Origin of the sequence: Fervidibacillus halotolerans, from assembly GCF_026547205.1 — a bacterium.
Classification (GTDB): Bacteria; Bacillota; Bacilli; order Bacillales; family Caldibacillaceae; genus Fervidibacillus; species Fervidibacillus halotolerans.
Genome location: NZ_CP106877.1, coordinates 322215 through 340515 on the forward strand (window position 1 = coordinate 322215; position 18301 = coordinate 340515).

The following is an 18301-nucleotide window of genomic DNA, read 5'->3' on the forward strand; positions in this document are numbered from 1 at the left end:
ATGTCACCGACAAGAATGTATTTCGGTGCAATACTCATTTTACTTTCCATTATTATTTCGGAAACCGGATGGAATTTGTTCAAGAAAGAGCATTTATCGAGGGGGAAAGTGGACCAGATGTAATTTTTCCCTGTTGCACATTCCCTTTAGTCTGATTTCTTTCTAAATCGGCTGTGATGAAACGGTTTTTGCCCAGATTTGTCAATGCCATTGGGAGGAAAGCCATAATAAAATAATAAATTTGAATATTGGCTTTCCTTTAATACTGTTGACGATCTTTAATTCCCCGTATTACCACTTATGGTACAGCGGCTATCTTCGTTTCTTTTTCTTTTCGAATTCAACTTCTACATAAACGATCCGATTTTCCTGTTCTTGAATGTTTTTTATTTTTCCCTTTCTTCCTTTAATTCGAATTTCTTCATTTAATATCGGTTTGTTTTTTCGATATTGGCTTAAAATTATATGTTTGTTTTCCACAAAGTGTACGATGTACATGTTCCAAACCTCTTTCCTATTTGTTTTTTTAAACATATGAAAGTGAGAAAAAAATAATGTGAGTCGGGAGGAAAAATTCATATTTCTTGCTAAGAAAAGTCACTTTGTGAAAAAATATAAATACAACATATGAAATTTTTCACAAAATTAGAATTGAAACGGGGAATCATATGAATAACACAATGGAGAAAAAGAAAATATCGAAATGGAAGTATTTTTTTCGCGCCATTTTCGTCATTATCGGTGGTTTTATTACCGCTTATGGATTGGAGTCAGTTCTTATTCCAAATCACGTATCCGACGGAGGGATTACAGGTTTAAGTATCGTTGGAGCGGAAGTCCTGCATTTGCCTTTAGGTATTCTTATAACTATATTAAACATTCCGTTTATTTGGTTAGGATATAAACAGATCGGAAAAAGTTTTGCCATTTATTCTATCATTGGAATCATTTCCCTTGCTATCGGAACAAGTTTGATGCACCATATTCCTCAAATCGTTGAAGGAGATACGCTTCTCATTACTGTTGTCGGTGGAATTATCATCGGATTTGGAATGGGATTGGCATTAAGAAATGGGGGAGCGTTAGACGGTCTGGATATGCTAGCGGTTCTTTTATCAAAAAAATTGCCCTTTGGAACGAGTGATTTTATTTTATTTTTAAACTTGTTCGTTTTCATTGTCGTTTCTACCGTATTTGGTTTGCAAGGGGCATTTCTGTCTGGAATTGCGTATTTTATCGCCTCAAAGGTAATCCATGTTGTTGAAGAAGGTTTGTCCGGGGCGAAAACCTTTAAAATTATTACGAAAAAACCGGAAGAAATGGTGGAGACAATCCGCGACCGATTAGGAAGAAGCGCCACATATAACGAAGTATACGGTGGCTATTCCAATGAAAAATTTAAAGAAATTACGTGTGTCATTAACCGTTTGGAAGAAAGCAAGATGAAAGAAATTATTTCCGATATCGACCCGACCGCTTTTATTACCGTTTATGATATTGTGGAAGTAAGGGGAGGAAACTTTCGGAAGCATGATATTCATTAATCACCGATTAATTTCATCGTTTATTTTAAACGATCGGAATATCTTGTTGGGCTACCGCCTATAGCATGTTTTTTATAGTTGACAATTGATAAGAGCAATGAAGGGATAATATAGACGACAGATTTACGTTACTCGAGGGAAACCCGCATATTATCGTACCAATGTGATCAAACCTCGTTCAAACAAAATTGACCGTGTTCGCCTTTTCCCCTTGAATGAACATAATTGCTTGTTCATCTTCTTCCTTCTTATTGTTTTTATTCCCGCTTTTTGAGGCATCCCATAGAAATAGTGAAATTGATCAATAATCACCGCAATTCTCACCAATGGGATGTTTACGCTTTTTATGCCAAAGGAATTCTTATTTCACCATAGGAAATTTCAAGGGAAGACGACTTTGAATCTTTTAAGTGGTAATTCTAAGTAAGAGACTCTCCCTTCTATTATTGTTTAACACTTTAGTTTTTTTTCCTCTGCAAAAAAAAAGACTCCCACCTTTCATTCTGCTTAAATGATAAGTGGTGGGAATATTTCTGTTTAATATCTAACCTCTTCTCCAACATTAAGTCCTTCTTCTTTTAACCATACTTCTAAAAAAAGACTGAAATACTTTATTTATATGTTGTAAACTTTTTTAATCCTTTTTTTCGATTAACTTTTACAATAGAACTGTTGTTGAGTAAACCGTTCATCATATTTTCAAGTACAAATGCATCTGTTCGGTATTTAATTGAGTCAGATCAACAATTTGTTAATGAATAATCCATCGTTTTATTAAATTGTCTAAAGGTTTACCGGTTAATTTAAAGGTTGACAGTAGATAAAAAATGGGATAGACGGAAGGGACTTTTGACATATATGCTTAGGAAATAATATAATGTCCAATGTAGGAGGGGAAACCGAATGCAAAAAAAATGGCTGTTTTTTTTCATCATTTCATACCTCGTTGCTTTTTCCATAAATGTATTTCCATCGATGAAATTTCCGGATGTATCTGTTAACGGGTATCACATTTTAGCAACTTGTTTTTTTCTCGTAGGATTGGTCACATACATTTTAAAAGGAATGAAATCTTCGATTGAAATCAGTAGACTTAAAGGTTTTTTATTTATCGGATTTTTCTCGGGCTTTCTGATATATTTATTCCACATTTTTGAAGATATTGGGGCAGGGGGCTTTGCTGCTGATATCATCGGTTCGATTCAATATCCGTTTTACATCATTTTCACAATCCCCTTGTTCGGAGGAAATTATTTATTCCAATTAAACTATGCGATTTATTCAATCATTGCTTCTTTCATTTATTTCATCCTTTATTTATGGGTAAATCGAAGGGCGAAACAATAAAGTTGTATGAGTATGCCTTGTTTACATAGGTGGGATGGAAATTGTTGAAAAGGGAAGGTCCAGTAACCGGATCCTAATCTGAACGGAAGGGCCTTAGAACAAAAGATGGAGATACCAATGGATGATTGAGTCCGTATAAAAATACGATAGAAGTGCACCAATTGCAATAAACGGCCCGAACGGAATAGGCATCCGTTTTTTGTATCCTTTAATCAAAATAACGATGATACCAAATATTGCTCCAATTAGAGAGGAAAGGAACAACGTCATCAACGTTGCCTTTGTACCTAGAACGATTCCGATTGTGGCGAATAATTTTATATCTCCACCGCCCATACCGCCTCGACTAATAATCGCCAATATATAAAGAATGGTAAAACCGATGAACGCAGCCAAGTACGCATCCCAAAAAGGCTCCGTTGGAATTAAAATACGGAAACTAACGAACAAAAGGAAAAATATGAGCAAGATTCGGTTCGGAATTACCATATAATACAGGTCGGAAACGGTGATGATGACAAGTAAGGAAACGAATAAAAGGACAAGGATTAACTCCACATTCCAACCGATTTGAAAATAACTGAAGGTGAACAAAAAACCGGTAACCAGTTCCATAATTGGATAAATCGGTGAAATTTTTTCCCGACATACGCGACAACGTCCCCGTAAGAATACATAGGACAAAACGGGGATATTTTCATACCAACGGAGTGGATGGTTGCAATGGGGGCAATGAGAACCGGGATAGACAATCGATTCCTTTTTCGGAAGCCGAATTCCGACGACATTGAAAAAGGAACCGAATATTAGACCGAGTACAAAAAAGGTAAAACCAACAAAAATGTTCATATTTCTACCTCATCACCATTATTTCAAAATTCGATTATACGATAACGAAAAAAATTTTAAAAGAAAGTGTTCATGTTTTAATTGAGCATTTGTTTTTTGAATGATTATGAATCGTAGTAAAAGGTTGTAAGTTCTATATCCGTACGAATAAATTCGTCATCCGGTTCATCACTTAACAATTCTTCTTCCCCAGGTTTTGAAAACGATAATCGATCCACATTTACTACCCGTTCTAATTTTTCCACTTCTTCTAAAAAGGTGAAAAAATGTTCAAAATCCGGCGAAGTCACGGACAATTGCAACGTAATATATTTTACATTTTCAGGTAATCTATTCGTATATTCATCAGTTGTATTCGCCGTTTCATCCATCCCATTGTTATTTTCCGCTTCTTCTTGTTGTTTGTTTTCTTCGCTTGCTTTCGGTAAATCTAGATCAGAAAAGGAACCGTCATAATTGGTAAAATCGATGGCTTCAATTCTACTATTTGAGACGTATTCAATTCGTTGTAAATCGAGGACGAGATCATCGATTTTTCGAGAGCGAGGAAGTTTTTTTTCTAGGAAAAACGTATTTTCCAGTTCAGCCTCTTCCCGTTGGTTGAATTGACTTTGTAAAATGGTAATTTCATCTTTTAATTGTTGGACTGTTATTTCTTTTTGTTCCACTTCTTTTTTAACGGGTAAAAGCATGTACACGTATAAAAGACCAAATAGTAGAAACAAGATGATAATCAATAATAGGGCGAGTTTCTTTTTTTCATGGAGTAACTCATTCATCTATATCACCCCCAGCCGGTCGAAGGGAAGAAAGATATACTTCAATCGTAATCAGGACGTTGTATCTCGGTAAAACGTCAAAATACGTTTCCGTTTGATCTGTTTCGATAGAAGTAGTAGAAATATGATCCACTTTCACATTTTGAAACATGTCTGAATTCGTTAATTTGCTTACGTATGTAGCTACCGAATCTAATGTTTCAAATGCTGTTTCAATGGATACATTTCCTCCCGTATAAGAATAATGGGTTAAATAACTATGTTCATTTGGAAGTAAATGAAGCAATTCGGTAATTATTTTGGATGTGGGTAACGGTAAGTTGTCCACATATTCGACGGCTTCTTGAAATCGATTTGCGTCATCTGTCGGTTGTTCATTTCCTTTCGTTTCCAAAATCCTTTTATCTAACGTTAACGAGTCAATTTCTTTTTGGAGCGTTTCACGATCGCTTTTCGTTTGAAAAAATTGATAGCCAAACACAATTAGTAGGATTACCCATATACCGATTAAAAGATAAAAAACCCTTCCAAATGCATCCGCTTTTCGATCTCTTTCTGGTAATAAATTAATGTCAGGAATCATTTCACTTCCCCCCTTAACGCAAGTCCTAATGCAGGAATGAAGGATCTTGATATCGAGGGAAGGAATGGGGTAATCATTTCAATCGGTATGGAAAAATTCGTCTCCATTTTTTCAAAAATCGGTTGTAATGTTGGAAAATCACCGAGTAAAACTATTTTGTCGATCATTTTCTCTCCTTTATGAAGGGAATATCGATAAAAATTCATAATACGCTCCAATTCCATTAATTGGTCGTTGATTAAACCGAATAGTTGTTCTTCGTCTCCCGTATAGTTCCAGCGAAATTGTCCATTATCCCTTTCTAAATATGTCCATTCCTTGATAGGTACATTTAGTTCGATATAGCGTAAAAATTCCGGTGTATCGTCGGAAAAAATACTGATCATAATCGAATGCAAATTTACTTCGAAAAAAAGGATGGATGATTTTCCATCGAATTCACGATGGATTTCTTTGTAATATCGATAAATGCCGATTGGACGAATATCGGCTACAACGGGTTGCAAGCCAGCATCTTGGAATATTTGTGCATATTTTTGAATCTCATCTTCTGGTGCAGCAAACAAAATCGCTTCCCTTTTTTCACTGTCCTCCCCTTCCTTTAGGAGAGGGTGAACATCGAATATCGGCGAATCAAAGGGTAAATAAAGGGATTGCCCTAATTCCATATAAAAATGGCCTTTCAACTCTTCCTTTTTCAAATGAGCGGGATAGGATTCCTTTTTCATAATTATAAGGGAATCGGGTACGTAAAACTGAACCTTTCTCCGCTTAATGCCCCATTCTTCTGTGAGGGCTTTTATAAATTCGTAAAATTCCAATTCATGGACAATCCGCCCATGCTCGATGAGACCGGCGGGAATCGATTTTTCTTTATATTGTTTTATTTTTTCCAATCCGCCGCCTGCATACTCCACCATCCGAATGGCGTAATCATCGACAACGAAATGAATGATTTTATTGTTGGACAATAACTTGAGCATGGGGGGACCTCCTTCAACTAACTTATTAAATTCATATTATTTTCTTGATACAAATCAAAACATTAGTTCATTTAATTACACACAGAAAATTTGTTGAAATTAAATTTTAAAATTTAATTTATAGGGTATAGACAATAAGTGATTAAAAGATATTTATTAAACTTTCAGTGTAATTACAATACGATATAATTAACTCTAAAAAATCTGGATGAGCTAATCGAAAAGTTATATTTATGGATTTTATTAATTGTTTTATTCATTATTTTCAGGTGGAGTAGAAGTATCATCTTCACCTTTTAGGTACTTGCTTATTTGGGTACTGGTAATTTTTTCTTCATTTTTTATCTCATCATATTTGTTATCTTTCAGGTTTCCGAGTTCTGAATAGGAAACTGTCCATTCATTACTACTACTATCGTAAGTTACTGAATAAGTTGCATTAGAATCGATGCCGTCTACATAATTTTTCAAAGTATCTTTTTGAAATGTAATTTTATTGCTTTCCGTTGAATCTGGTGTTCCTTCACCATTAGCATAAGCTAGCTTCGCCCCGGATAAAATCATCTGTGCATCTGCTAAAATGGCTTTGTCTTTCGAGTCATTAATAATATTACCAATCATCGGCACCGCAATCGCTGCAATAATACCTAAAATAACGAGTACGGCGAGTAGTTCAACAAGCGTCATCCCTTTTTCATTTTTCAATCGTTTCTTCAACTTATTCATTTTATTTCCTCCTCATTTTTAAAAGATTTGTTACGAATCTAGCGCGTATTAATTCCTTATAACAGCAGATTATGAGTGTCAGAACCCAACGTTCATGTTTAAACTGGTAGAACAGAGATAGAACAATTAAGGCATTTCTTCAGTTTCTCCCAATCCCTTGGCACCACCTCCTAAAAGGGCATTTTTTATTAAACTTGTTGATAAATTTGGAAAATCGGTACCATAATTGATAAGACAATCGTTCCAACGACGACGGCAAGGAGTACGATCATAATTGGTTCAATTAACGATTTTAACCCATCGACTGTTCGATCCACTTCCTCCTCATAAAAATCGGCAATTTTTGAAAACATAAAGTCCAGTTGGCCTGTCTGTTCACCGACGGCTACCATTTGGGTAACCAAGGGTGGAATTACCCAACTTTTGGATAAAGGGTCGGACAATTGATCTCCCTTTTCCAAACTATCGCGGGCATCGGATATAACTTTCCCGATGACCGGATTGCCAACGACTTTTTCCGCAATCGTAAGAGCCTGTAAAATTGGAATCGCACTGGAAAAAAGGGATGATAGTGTGCGAGAAAGTCTCGCGATCGCTGATTTTTGGAGTAATTTTCCAAAAATCGGCATTTTTAATAAAAACAGATGTACCCCATATTGGAAGCGGTCGTTTTGCTTCATCCCAATTGAAAATAAAAGGATCAATAACATAAGGACTAGAAAGGCAATCCACCAATAATGTTGTACACCGGAACTTAAGTTCATCATAAATTTCGTAATAGCAGGTAGTTCCGCGTCAAACTGGGAGAACAAACTCGAAAAACTCGGTATAATCGTCACCATGAGAAAGATAACTACGGCGATAATAACGATTAAAAGGGTAATGGGATAGGCCATCGTCGACTGAATTTTTTTCTTTAAGTTATATTGCTTCTCCAAATATGTGGCAAGCCTGTCCAATGTTTCATCAAGACTTCCGGTTACTTCTCCGGCTCGAACCATATTGACAAACATCGGTGGAAAAATTTTCGGATGTTTTTCGGCTGCGTCGGAAAAGGCAATACCTGAGCGAAGATCTTCTTCAACCACTCCTAATACTTTTTTTAACATTTTACTTTCCGTTTGCTTTGCTAAAATATTCGTCGCATCAACAATCGTAATTCCAGCTCGGATCAATGTGGCGAATTGCCGAACGTATAGGACAAAATCCTGTTGTTTTACCGCATTCCCAATGGTAATTTCCTTTTGTAAAACACTTTTCGTCTCAAATATTTCCCGGGGACTGACCCCCAACTCCCTTAATTTTTTTGCTGCTTCTGTTTTATTGACGGCACTTACCGTTCCCCGCTTCATTCGACCGCTTTTATCCCGTCCGACATATTTATAAGTAGCCATTTGAATCACCTGTATTCAAATATGGTGCGGCACTTTCATAACTGATCGTTCCACTATTGACTAATTGTTTAATTGACATTTCCAACGTATGCATGCCTGCTGCCCGATTCGTTTGCAGAACGTTTTGGATTTGATGTATTTTTTCATTTCGGATTAAATTGGCAACGGATGGGGTATTGATTAATAATTCCGTCGCTGCAATTCGTCCTCTTCCTTCCTTTAATGGAAAGAGACGTTGGGAAAGGATTGCTTGCAATACATTGGCCACTTGTAAACGGACTTGTCGCTGTTGATGGGGCGGAAACACGTCGATGATGCGGTCGATCGTTTGGGCGGCACTGGTAGTATGGAGTGTCGCTAAAACTAAATGACCGGTTTCCGCTGCCGTAATGGCTGTGGCGATCGTTTCCAAATCCCGCATTTCCCCGACGAGAATAATATCCGGATCTTGTCTTAAAGAAGCTCGAAGTCCACTGGCGAAACTATCCGTATCTGTTCCGACTTCCCGTTGATTAATAATCGATTGATGATGTCTGTGAACGTATTCGATTGGATCTTCTAACGTAATAATATGTTTGGAAAAATGGTCGTTTATAAAACCGATCATGGCTGCTAAGGTCGTTGATTTTCCCGATCCGGTCGGTCCTGTGACAAGAATCAGCCCCTGCGGTTTGGCTAGTATCGTTTCCAATACTTTCGGAAGTTTTAATTCATCGATTTTCGGAATTTCATTTGGAATCCTTCGAATGGCGATACTAATTGAATTCCGTTGACGAAAGGCGTTAAGTCGAAACCGGGAGTATGTTTCCAGTTCATAGTTAAAATCTAATTCTCCCGTTTCTTGAAAGTCTGCCCAACGTTTGTCTGGGATGATTTCCCTCGCCATTTTCTCCGTCATTTCTTTCGTTAATTTTTCCGACCCAATCGGCTGTAATTTTCCGTCGATACGTAATATAGGAGGGGAGTCGACGATGATATGAAGGTCAGAAGCGTTTGTATCGCATGCTCTTTTCAGTAATTCTTTTATGGTTGTCGCCATATATCCTTCCCCCTAATCTAGTGAAGCCACTCGTAATATTTCTTCCGTTGTTGTCAATCCTTGTTTAACTTTCATTAAACCGTCATCAATTAAAAATTTCATTCGAATTTTGCGAACGTAATCACGGATTTCCGTCGTAGAAGCGGAATTTAATATAAGTTTTCGGATCGTATCATCGACCGGTAATATTTCGTGAATCGCCGTTCGTCCTCGATATCCGGTCATATTACAACTCGGACAGCCTCGACCTCTTTTTACCGTATCGATAGTAAGTCCCCGACTGGCAAAAATTTGTTTTTCCCGTTCCGTAGCGGGTACCGTTTCTTGACAGTCCCTGCAAACCTTTCGTACGAGCCGTTGGGCGACGACACCGATGACAGAAGAGGAAATGAGAAACGGTTCGATACCCATATCTTGCAGTCGGGAAATTGCCTCAACAGCACTATTCGTATGTAATGTGCTTAAGACTAAATGGCCGGTAAGGGACGCCCGCATGGCTACTTCCGCCGTTTCTGTGTCGCGAATTTCTCCAATCATAATAATGTCTGGATCTTGTCGTAAAATCGAACGTAGACCGTTAGCAAAGGTAAGACCGATTTGTTCATTGACTTGAATTTGGTTAATTCCTTCTAATTGGTATTCCACCGGATCTTCAACGGTAATAATATTGACCGTATCCGAATTCAATTCGTTTAAAGCCGCGTAAAGGGTGGAAGATTTTCCAGACCCAGTCGGACCGGTAATCAAAAGAATGCCATTTGGTTTTTTTAACATATTTTCAAACATCTGTAAATGTTCATCGGAAAAGCCGACCTTTTCCAATTTGTTCAATGCGTTCGATAAATCGAGTATTCGCATGACGATCTTTTCTCCGTAAATGGTAGGTAAACTAGATACGCGAATATCGACCGGCTTGAAATTAATCGTCGTTTTTATTCGCCCGTCTTGTGGTAGGCGGGTTTCGGTTATATTTAAATTCGCCATAATTTTAATCCGTGCGACAATAACATTTTGCATATGTTTTGGTAAGGAACGTTCCGAATGTAAAATGCCATCAACACGAATTCGAACGCGAAAATCCGTCTCTTGTGGATCGAAATGGATGTCGCTGGCACGCTGGGCGATGGCATTGGCGATAATTTGATTCACTAACCGAACGACAGGGGAATCATCATCGACAACGGATTCATCAACAGGGGTGTCAACGGTTAAATCCCCCATAATCTCTTCCATCGATTCTTGTAGATCATAGTATTTCATAATCGTTCGGTACAGTTCATCTTTTGTTGCAATGGCAGGTTCAATTTGAAATCCGGTAGCCATTCGTAGTTCTTCGATGGCGAAATAGTCCATCGGGTCGGCCATTGCAACCATTAACTTGTTTTTGTCCCGACGAATCGGCATGGCGTAATATCTTTTTGCTAACTCCTTTGGAACGAGCTGCACTGCTTCCGGATCGATCGGATATTGATAAATATTAATGTGCGGAATTCCTAATTGGAATTCTAAAACTTCAATTAATTGTTGTTCCGTAATATATCCTTCACGAAGCAGGGCATCCCCTAATTTTTCATCCGGTGATTTATTTTTTAATGTGTATTCCAATTGTTCAAGTGTGATGATTCCTGCCTCGATAAGTAAGTCACCTAACCGTTTTCGTGCCATGGGATGTACCCCTTTCATTCATCGAATATGTTTGCCATCTTCCAGGTGATGATCCGAGTTTGATGCTTTTATTTCACAATATTTGGTTGCTCATAAATGGAATCGAAATTTGACCCTTCATTCCCCTTTTGTTCATCCGTTTCATTCATTTGTTCCGTTGTTTCATCTTCAGTTTCAGGATTTGTTAAAAGTTCATCTTCCAATTTTGAATCTGTCATTTCATTTCCTTCGCCAGCAGTTATTCCCTCTATATTTCTATAACTGACCGCAACAATTTTTGGAGTTGACGGATAATAGTCTCGACTGATTCGCTCCGATTTTGAATCGTTGGATGAAGATGGAATCCGATATACTTCCACCCGCTTTCCATCGATTCCATTTTGGATAATTTTTTCTTCGTCAGGATTCAGTTGTTTGTCGTATCGTATAATCGTTGGGAACTGGACGTCGATTTTATTTATAATTTGATACGTGTACGTTTTTTCCGATTTCTGTGATACAACTTGTATCGTTAATTGATTGCCCTTTTGGGTAGCCTTCAACGTTAACGGATTCGTCCCTATATTTTTAACCATTAAATCCAATTGTTCTTGGTTATTGACCTCCGCTTCGATTCCTGCTGTCGCATAGGTAGGGATGACCCCTTGAGAATGTCTTTCAAGGATTTGAACATTTGTCTGTAAGAAAACAGAATAAAGTTGGGATGCGACGAAATTTCCTTCTTCCTCGTTGTAATGACTTAATTTTTCAACAACGTGGTTTAAAAAGGAAAAAATTTCACCCGGTTCAATCGTTATGTTATTTAATTCTTCTATAAACAAATCGATAAAATGATAATTTTCGGGAATTTGCCACGTAGATTCTACAATAACCGTTTCTTCAAGGTTTTCCAATTGGACCGCTTCGATTTCAGATTTTTTTAAATAAGAAGCGTTTTGGTGAATTTTTTCAATCGTTTGTTCAACATCCACAAGATTATTTAGTTGCTCCAATAAGTCATCGTCCAATTGAATGGAAACGTTTAAAGGAATTTGTTTTCCTTTTGTTTTTTGAAACAACTGGTACCAAGGTTTCTTTAGTTGTTCTTTCAATAAAGAGATGGAAGAATCTACATCGAACTGGATTACCTCTTTCGGTATTGGGAAAAGCCCTTTTGAAGTAATCAATTGCAAAGGCTCTTTTTTCCACTGTACGATCGTTTCGGTGATTACATATTTAGCTTCTTCTTCCGTTTTTCCTCCAACATCAACACCACCGATCGTTGAGCCTGTTGGGAAAGTCATTTGTTGATTTCGAACAAACAATAAATAAATGAGGATAAGGGCTAAAAGGAAGATAAAGGCAAGAACAAAAATTTTTCTTTTTCCCATGGGAATGTCCCCCTTTTCAAAAATTCATCCTAGTAAACGCACCGAATCATTTTAGGGGTGTTTTAGTCTAAGATAGGAAAGGTAAAGGTTGTATTGAAAAGAACGATCGTATATGCAATGATAAACATATTCAGTCTGAAATTATTTTAACTTGATAGTTTCCTCATATTGAGAATAATTGTTGAAAAAATCGTGACTATTTTGTAGATTTTTCATCATTTTTTCAAAAAACATAGTATGATATAAATAAGGACAATTGTACTATAAAAATAGGACTTTTTTACTATTTTACCATTCATTTACCCATTTGTTAAAGGTATTTTTGTGAATAATGAGGTGCAAATTGATGAAACCATCGAAAAAGGGAAGAGCGGGGTTTACGCTACTGGAAGTTGTCGTGGCAATCACGATTTTATCAATTACGATTCTAACTTTTTTTCAAATATTCATGTTCTCACAAAAAACTGCAAATTCGAATAATGAAAAAATCGTTGCCATTCATTTGGCAAAGGCGACTTTAGAGCGGGTAAAAACGAGTCCTACCTATTACTTTTCTGTAACGGATGCTGGCATTCAACTGAATGAAGGATTAGAGATCGATGAACAAAATCGAATCGTTGAAGAACAAATGATTAATGAAAAAAAATATATTGTAACTATCGATCTGACAATCGATGACGTATCAGGTTTTATTCATGTGTTAGTCGAAGTGAGACTGGACGGGGAACGTTTCGTTTCATCGAAGGTGGAGGGGTTTGTCCAAAATGAAAAGGAAAAGTAAACATCTTCATTTAGAAAAAGGTTTGACCCTCGTTGAATTATTGGCGACGATTACGATTTTTTCGATTGTTGGAACGATTGTTTATGCAGTTTTATTTAACGGTATCCATTCCTATGAAAGAACGATGGAAGAAACGAAATTACGTGATGAAGCTGACTACATTATGTCAAATTTAATCGAACAATTTTTTACATTAAAAGCAAGCGATGTAATTGAGATGCCAAATTTAGCAAAGGGACAAGGATATTTGAAAGTACGTGATAAGGGAGAAGAAAAAATTTACGGATTTAAAGAAGGAACTCTCTACATCGATAATGAGGAGGTTAAATTATTAAATCCAGATGTACAAATAACCGATGAATCGACCATGATCCCGATGAGTGAGACGGAGTTTATGGTAAAACTTGTGTTGAAAATGAAAGATTCGGAAAAATCGATGGAATTAACAAGTGTAATCAATATTATCGATGATGGAAGGGGGGAGAATTAATTGTTTTATGTAAAAAATGAGCGAGGTTATTCCCTATTACTAACGATGTTCGTCTTTATTCTATTCACCGTTTTAACATTAACGGTTATGGCTGCAACAATTACAGGTGCGAAACGAAATCAGTCGAGCGAACAAGCCATTCAAGCGAAAGAACTGGCGATGATGGGGGTTGAGCATTTAGCGGAGGATATTTACAAAGAGTTATCGGAACAAATTGGTGAAAACGGAATCTCCCGGACCGAATTTGAATCGATTTTAGTTCGTGTGTTAAACGATGCATCAATTGAGAAAAGGACGAATGAAACAGGGACATATGAGGCGGAAGTGATTGATATTCAAACGATTCCATCCGATAAAAATAGCGATGAATTAAAACGTCGGGTGACGATTTTAGGATCGGGTGTCGTTGATGGAACGGTAAAACAAGTGAAAACGACGATCGATTTTGGTGCCCAATCCACATTGGAGTCGTTAAAATATGCTGTTGGATCGAATTTATCCGATGAATGTAAAGATGGTGGAAGATGCTTTGGTGGAGAAGGAAACGTCTATTTACATGGTGGAGTTACGATTACCGGTGATTTGAAAGTCGATCGACATTTAGTTATCACCGATCGGGGATACGCCTTTTTAAATGGACGTCAATATTGGATTGAATCCACCTATCCAGCTATTTTGCCCACTGAAGCCGAAGAGACATCGAAAATGGTTTTAAAAGGAAATGTATACACCTTTGATCATACCCCTGACTATGAAACTCTTCTTTCTACATCAGATTTTGATAATGGAAGTGAGAATAATTCGTCAAACAATGGTTTTTTGTGTTGGCTTTTTCCGTGGCTATGTCAAGATGATGGACAGTCCACTAGCGACTATAGAAATGTAACGAATTCATTGGAACAAGTCTTTTTTGAAGGAAATGCTCCGGAAATTGTACAACGGGAACCGGTTCGCGATGAAATTAAAATCAATGAGACGATTAATTCCTTTAAATTTGATAAGAATACTCCTGGAGTTAAAGAGGTTACGCCTATATGGGATTGGTCTTACAATTATTTATGGAATACTGCTAATAATTATCCAAATTGGTCAAGAGAAAAAATCTATGTCAATTCCAGTAAAAATCTTTACTTAGTAGGAGAAAATCATTTTGGTTCCTTTTCAACGAATAACGATGTTGTTATTACGGAAGGATATGAGGTAAATAAAACAAGTTTCGAAAACGGTGCCTATATTGATGGGGACTTAAAAATCGATGACGGTTGGGTTGAGTTGGATGGACCAATTTATGTGGTAGGAAATGTATACATTAACAATGTAAATGCAAAAATCAATTCGATCATGTATGTGAAAGGAAATGTGGTCATCGAAAATTCTGTGATTAATGGATTAAATGGGGGATCATTGATTATCTTTGCTGATGGGGAAATCGATATTCATAATATTAGTGTACATGAAAATGAACCGAGTTATATAAAAGGCTTCTTTTATTCGAATGATGCGTTGCAAATGTTTGGTGTCGGTTCAAATATAAAAATTGAAGGCGGTGTTTCGGCAAGTCGAATTGTTTTTAACGCGATTCGAGGAAGATCAAGTTATTATAAATTCTCCGGTGCGCAAAAACATGGCGGAGAATACTTCGAGGGAAAAATCAACCAGTACAATAAAACTTCCCGATTACAAATTATTTACGATCCGGAAATTATGAATACGTACGCGGATTTAAAAGCTCGAGAGCCTATGGTCATGGCTGTGGATCCACCGCAAATAGTTGAAAGAGAAACGGTAAATGTTGAATAAAATACTTTTTAAGTGGGTTGAGCGATTGGAACCCACTTTTTTTAATGATGTATGTATTGATTGTTTCGTTGGCTAAATGTATTGATTGTTTTTAAAAGGAAGACCAATTATTAAAAAAATATTACCATAATATTTTAAAAAAGAATCGTATAAATCGTTCACAAATCTATGTTAAAATAAATAAAAATAAAAAACACCTCATTTAATCAATTGTATTGTTTCTTCCTTAGAAGTTCCATCGCTATCAATATGTTTCATTATCGATTATGTTTTTGCCTCATTTTATCAACCTACGCATTTTATTTTCATACATTCGCTTGGAAAAATGAATCTTTTATCCCCCTTCATTCGCTATATATAATAAATCTATTTTTAGGAGGAATATGGATGAGTATATTAAGAAGGTTTAAAGATATTATGGCAGCAAATATGAACGCCCTATTGGATAAAGCAGAAAATCCGGAGAAAATGATCGATCAATATTTACGAAATTTAAATCAAGATTTAGGGAAGGTAAAGGCGGAGACCGCATCGGTTATGGCGGAGGAACAACGGGCTAAACGGGAATTGGATGAATGCACTTCGGACATGAATAAGATGGAAAAATATGCGATGAAAGCGTTGGAAGCGGGAAATGAAGATGATGCGAAACGGTTTTTAGAACGGAAAGTACAGCTTGCATCCAAACAGAAGGAATTACAATCTGCCTATGATTTAGCAGCATCAAACGCCAGTCAAATGCGGCAAATGCATGATAAACTCGTTTCTGATATTAATGAATTAGAAGCGAAAAGAAGAATGTTGAAGGCAAAATGGTCTGTTGCTAAAACGCAACAACGAATCAATCAGTTCGGTTCCACAACCGGTGCAGATAGCCGTTCTTCCTTTGACAGGATGGAAGATAAAATTAATCGGGCGTTGGATGAAGCGAATGCGATGGCGGAATTAAATGCGGAACCGAAGGATGATTTAGAAGATCTTGCGGCAAAGTATGATGAACAGGTTAGTGTAGAAGATGAACTGGCAGCATTGAAAGCAAAGATGCAAAAGGAAAAATAAGTTTTATTAGAAATGAAATTGTTAAGCTGCGGCAATGAAAGGCTGCAGCTTTCTGAAATGAAAGAAAATATTTGGAGTGAAGTATATGATCATTCATTATAAATGCCCGAATTGTGGCGACGATATGTCCTTTGACAGTGAGTCGGGGACATTATCTTGTCCTTCGTGTGGGAGAGAGGATTCGATTGATCAATTTTCGGAAGATTTGATAACGACGACGATGGAAGATGAAACGAAGGAATACCATTGTGAAAATTGTGGAGCCGTTTTAATCACAGATTCAGATACGGTAGCGACCCGTTGTAGTTTTTGCGGTGCAGGGGTTGTCATTCGGGAGCGGGTTTCTGGAACCCTTGCACCAACATATGTCATTCCCTTTTCCATTAGTCGAGACGAGGCAGTAGCGACTTTCAAAAAATGGTGCAAACACGGTCTAATTACACCTAGGGATTTTATGACTGCCGATCGAATAAAAAATATTACCGGAATGTACGTGCCTTTTTGGATGTACGATTTAAATAGTCGGGTAAAAGTCTCCGGAGTTGGAACGAAGGTTCGTCAATATACGAGCGGAGATTATATTTATACGGAAACGAAATATTATCGCGTGTTTCGTGATATTAATCTCGACTATGTGAAAGTTCCTGTTGATGCATCAAAGAAAATGGACGACGAATTGATGGATCGATTAGAACCGTACCCGTATAACCAATTAAAGGACTTTAAAACGCCGTATTTGGCCGGGTTTATTGCGGAAAAATACAATTTTAATGACGATGAATTATTGCCTCGAGCGAAAACGAAGATTGAACGTTTCTTAGATTCATATATCCAATCCACCGTATCTGGATATAGTTCTTTTATGCCAGAGGAAAAGAATATTGATAGTCTTAAAAAGAAAAGTTATTACGTCCTTCTTCCAGTATGGATGGTGACATACAATTACAAACAAAAAGATTATATATTTGCAATGAACGGTCAAACGGGAAAGGTTGTCGGAAAACCACCTATTAGTACCGGGAAAATGGCAGGATGGTTTTTCGGTGTAGCAGGTGTGACCGTCCTTATACTCAGACTCGTCACCTTTTTCATGGGAGGCGGTCTATTATGAGAAAAAAATCGTTTTTAATTTACACGTTCCTTTTTTCGTTGTTCATTAGTTTTCTCTTCGCTCATCCTGCCTTTGCAATCGAACAACGAATTTATGATGATGCTGGAATTTTGTCGGATGCTGAAAAGGAAGAACTGGAGTCGTATGCCCAGTCTGTGTCAGAAAAATGGGATACGGACGTATTAATTGTAACCGTAGATGATCCGACCATTGACGTAAAAGATTATACGGAAGATTTTTATGATAGAAAAATCGAGGAACTCGGGTTAGATAAATGGAACGTGGCGATGATTACCCTCGATATGAATCATAGGGAAGTTTATCTAGCTGGATTTTATAAGGGAGAATTATATTTAAATGGCTCCCGGTTGGATCATATTCGCGAGTCGATTACACCGGATTTGAGTGCTGGAGCGTATTCTTTAGCTTTCCAACAATTCATCGATCAAGTGGATCACTACCTCGGTTCAGAACCGGCAAATATCTTTTTGCAGTGGTGGTTTCAACTTATAATTGCAGTAGTCATTGGTGGTCTCGTCGTATTCTCCCTCTTTTGGCAAAGTGGAGGGAAATCGACCGTTCACAGTTCGACGTATATGGATCACAAAACGTCACGGGTCGTTGCGAGAAAGGATGACTATTTAAGAACGACGGTTACGAAAGTACGGAAACCGCAAAATAACCAATCCAGTGGTGGTGGAGGAATCACCGGAGGAGGACATTCCCATAGCGGAAGTCGAGGAAGTTTTTAGCATTTTTTCCAAAACGTTTTCTACTACCT

19 protein-coding genes are annotated in these 18301 nt (G+C 37.3%); 9 read left to right on the forward strand and 10 right to left on the reverse strand.

Annotation, left to right across the window (positions count from 1 at the left end; genetic code table 11):
- The gene (locus OE105_RS01425; protein ID WP_275420964.1) at positions 1-123 is read left to right on the forward strand and encodes a hypothetical protein; all 123 of its coding nucleotides are present in this window, start codon (positions 1-3) and stop codon (positions 121-123) included.
- Between the two features lie 189 nt (positions 124-312).
- On the opposite strand, the gene OE105_RS01430 is transcribed toward OE105_RS01425, so the two are convergent.
- Positions 313-498, reverse strand: a complete 186-nt coding sequence (locus OE105_RS01430; RefSeq protein ID WP_275420965.1) for a hypothetical protein — start codon at positions 496-498, stop codon at positions 313-315.
- A 170-nt stretch (positions 499-668) separates the two neighbouring features.
- On the opposite strand from OE105_RS01430, the gene OE105_RS01435 reads away from it, so the two are divergent.
- Both OE105_RS01435 and OE105_RS01440 read left to right on the forward strand, forming a co-directional pair.
- Positions 669-1544 (forward strand): YitT family protein, encoded by an 876-nt coding sequence (locus OE105_RS01435; protein WP_275420966.1) that lies wholly within the window; start codon positions 669-671, stop codon positions 1542-1544.
- 903 nt (positions 1545-2447) lie between these two features.
- Positions 2448-2891: a hypothetical protein gene (locus OE105_RS01440; RefSeq protein ID WP_275420967.1), complete on the forward strand. Its 444-nt coding sequence runs from the start codon at positions 2448-2450 to the stop codon at positions 2889-2891.
- A 93-nt stretch (positions 2892-2984) separates the two neighbouring features.
- Here the strand turns inward: OE105_RS01440 and OE105_RS01445 are convergent, their stop codons facing one another.
- The 9 genes from OE105_RS01445 to OE105_RS01485 form a co-directional block, all read right to left on the reverse strand.
- Positions 2985-3740 (reverse strand): prepilin peptidase, encoded by a 756-nt coding sequence (locus OE105_RS01445; RefSeq protein ID WP_275420968.1) that lies wholly within the window; start codon positions 3738-3740, stop codon positions 2985-2987.
- A 104-nt stretch (positions 3741-3844) separates the two neighbouring features.
- Positions 3845-4519 carry a hypothetical protein gene (locus OE105_RS01450; protein ID WP_275420969.1) on the reverse strand — a complete coding sequence of 225 codons (675 nt, stop codon included), beginning with the start codon at positions 4517-4519 and terminating at the stop codon, positions 3845-3847.
- Positions 4512-5102: a PilN domain-containing protein gene (locus OE105_RS01455; protein ID WP_275420971.1), complete on the reverse strand. Its 591-nt coding sequence runs from the start codon at positions 5100-5102 to the stop codon at positions 4512-4514. The genes OE105_RS01450 and OE105_RS01455 overlap by 8 nt, the downstream gene beginning before the upstream one ends.
- Entirely contained in the window at positions 5099-6085 is a 987-nt protein-coding gene (gene pilM, locus OE105_RS01460) for a type IV pilus biogenesis protein PilM (protein ID WP_275420972.1), read from the reverse strand. Before pilM ends, OE105_RS01455 begins: the two co-directional genes overlap by 4 nt.
- Before the next feature lie 252 nt (positions 6086-6337).
- Positions 6338-6811, reverse strand: a complete 474-nt coding sequence (locus tag OE105_RS01465) for a type II secretion system protein (protein ID WP_275420973.1) — start codon at positions 6809-6811, stop codon at positions 6338-6340.
- Positions 6812-6999: 188 nt separating this feature from the next.
- Positions 7000-8205: a type II secretion system F family protein gene (locus tag OE105_RS01470; RefSeq protein ID WP_275420974.1), complete on the reverse strand. Its 1206-nt coding sequence runs from the start codon at positions 8203-8205 to the stop codon at positions 7000-7002.
- On the reverse strand, positions 8192-9244 hold the full coding sequence (locus OE105_RS01475) for a type IV pilus twitching motility protein PilT (RefSeq protein ID WP_275420975.1): 1053 nt from the start codon (positions 9242-9244) through the stop codon (positions 8192-8194). Before OE105_RS01475 ends, OE105_RS01470 begins: the two co-directional genes overlap by 14 nt.
- 12 nt (positions 9245-9256) lie before the next feature.
- Positions 9257-10909, reverse strand: coding sequence for a GspE/PulE family protein (locus OE105_RS01480; RefSeq protein ID WP_275420976.1), 1653 nt, complete (start codon positions 10907-10909; stop codon positions 9257-9259).
- Between the two features lie 68 nt (positions 10910-10977).
- Positions 10978-12279, reverse strand: a complete 1302-nt coding sequence (locus OE105_RS01485) for a VanW family protein (protein WP_275420977.1) — start codon at positions 12277-12279, stop codon at positions 10978-10980.
- Positions 12280-12625: 346 nt separating this feature from the next.
- Between OE105_RS01485 and OE105_RS01490 the strand changes: the two genes are divergently transcribed.
- The 6 genes from OE105_RS01490 to OE105_RS01515 all read left to right on the forward strand — a co-directional run bounded on the left by OE105_RS01490 (position 12626) and on the right by OE105_RS01515 (position 18272).
- On the forward strand, positions 12626-13060 hold the full coding sequence (locus tag OE105_RS01490) for a type IV pilus modification PilV family protein (protein ID WP_275420978.1): 435 nt from the start codon (positions 12626-12628) through the stop codon (positions 13058-13060).
- Complete coding sequence (locus tag OE105_RS01495) at positions 13044-13550, forward strand: PulJ/GspJ family protein (protein ID WP_275420979.1); 507 nt, start codon at positions 13044-13046, stop codon at positions 13548-13550. Before OE105_RS01490 ends, OE105_RS01495 begins: the two co-directional genes overlap by 17 nt.
- Positions 13551-15350 (forward strand): hypothetical protein, encoded by a 1800-nt coding sequence (locus OE105_RS01500; RefSeq protein ID WP_275420980.1) that lies wholly within the window; start codon positions 13551-13553, stop codon positions 15348-15350.
- A gap of 387 nt (positions 15351-15737) precedes the next feature.
- Positions 15738-16409, forward strand: coding sequence for a PspA/IM30 family protein (locus OE105_RS01505; protein ID WP_275420981.1), 672 nt, complete (start codon positions 15738-15740; stop codon positions 16407-16409).
- An 85-nt stretch (positions 16410-16494) separates the two neighbouring features.
- Entirely contained in the window at positions 16495-17520 is a 1026-nt protein-coding gene (locus tag OE105_RS01510) for a TFIIB-type zinc ribbon-containing protein (protein ID WP_275420982.1), read from the forward strand.
- Complete coding sequence (locus tag OE105_RS01515; protein ID WP_275420983.1) at positions 17517-18272, forward strand: TPM domain-containing protein; 756 nt, start codon at positions 17517-17519, stop codon at positions 18270-18272. Before OE105_RS01510 ends, OE105_RS01515 begins: the two co-directional genes overlap by 4 nt.
- Positions 18273-18301 lie beyond the last annotated feature (29 nt).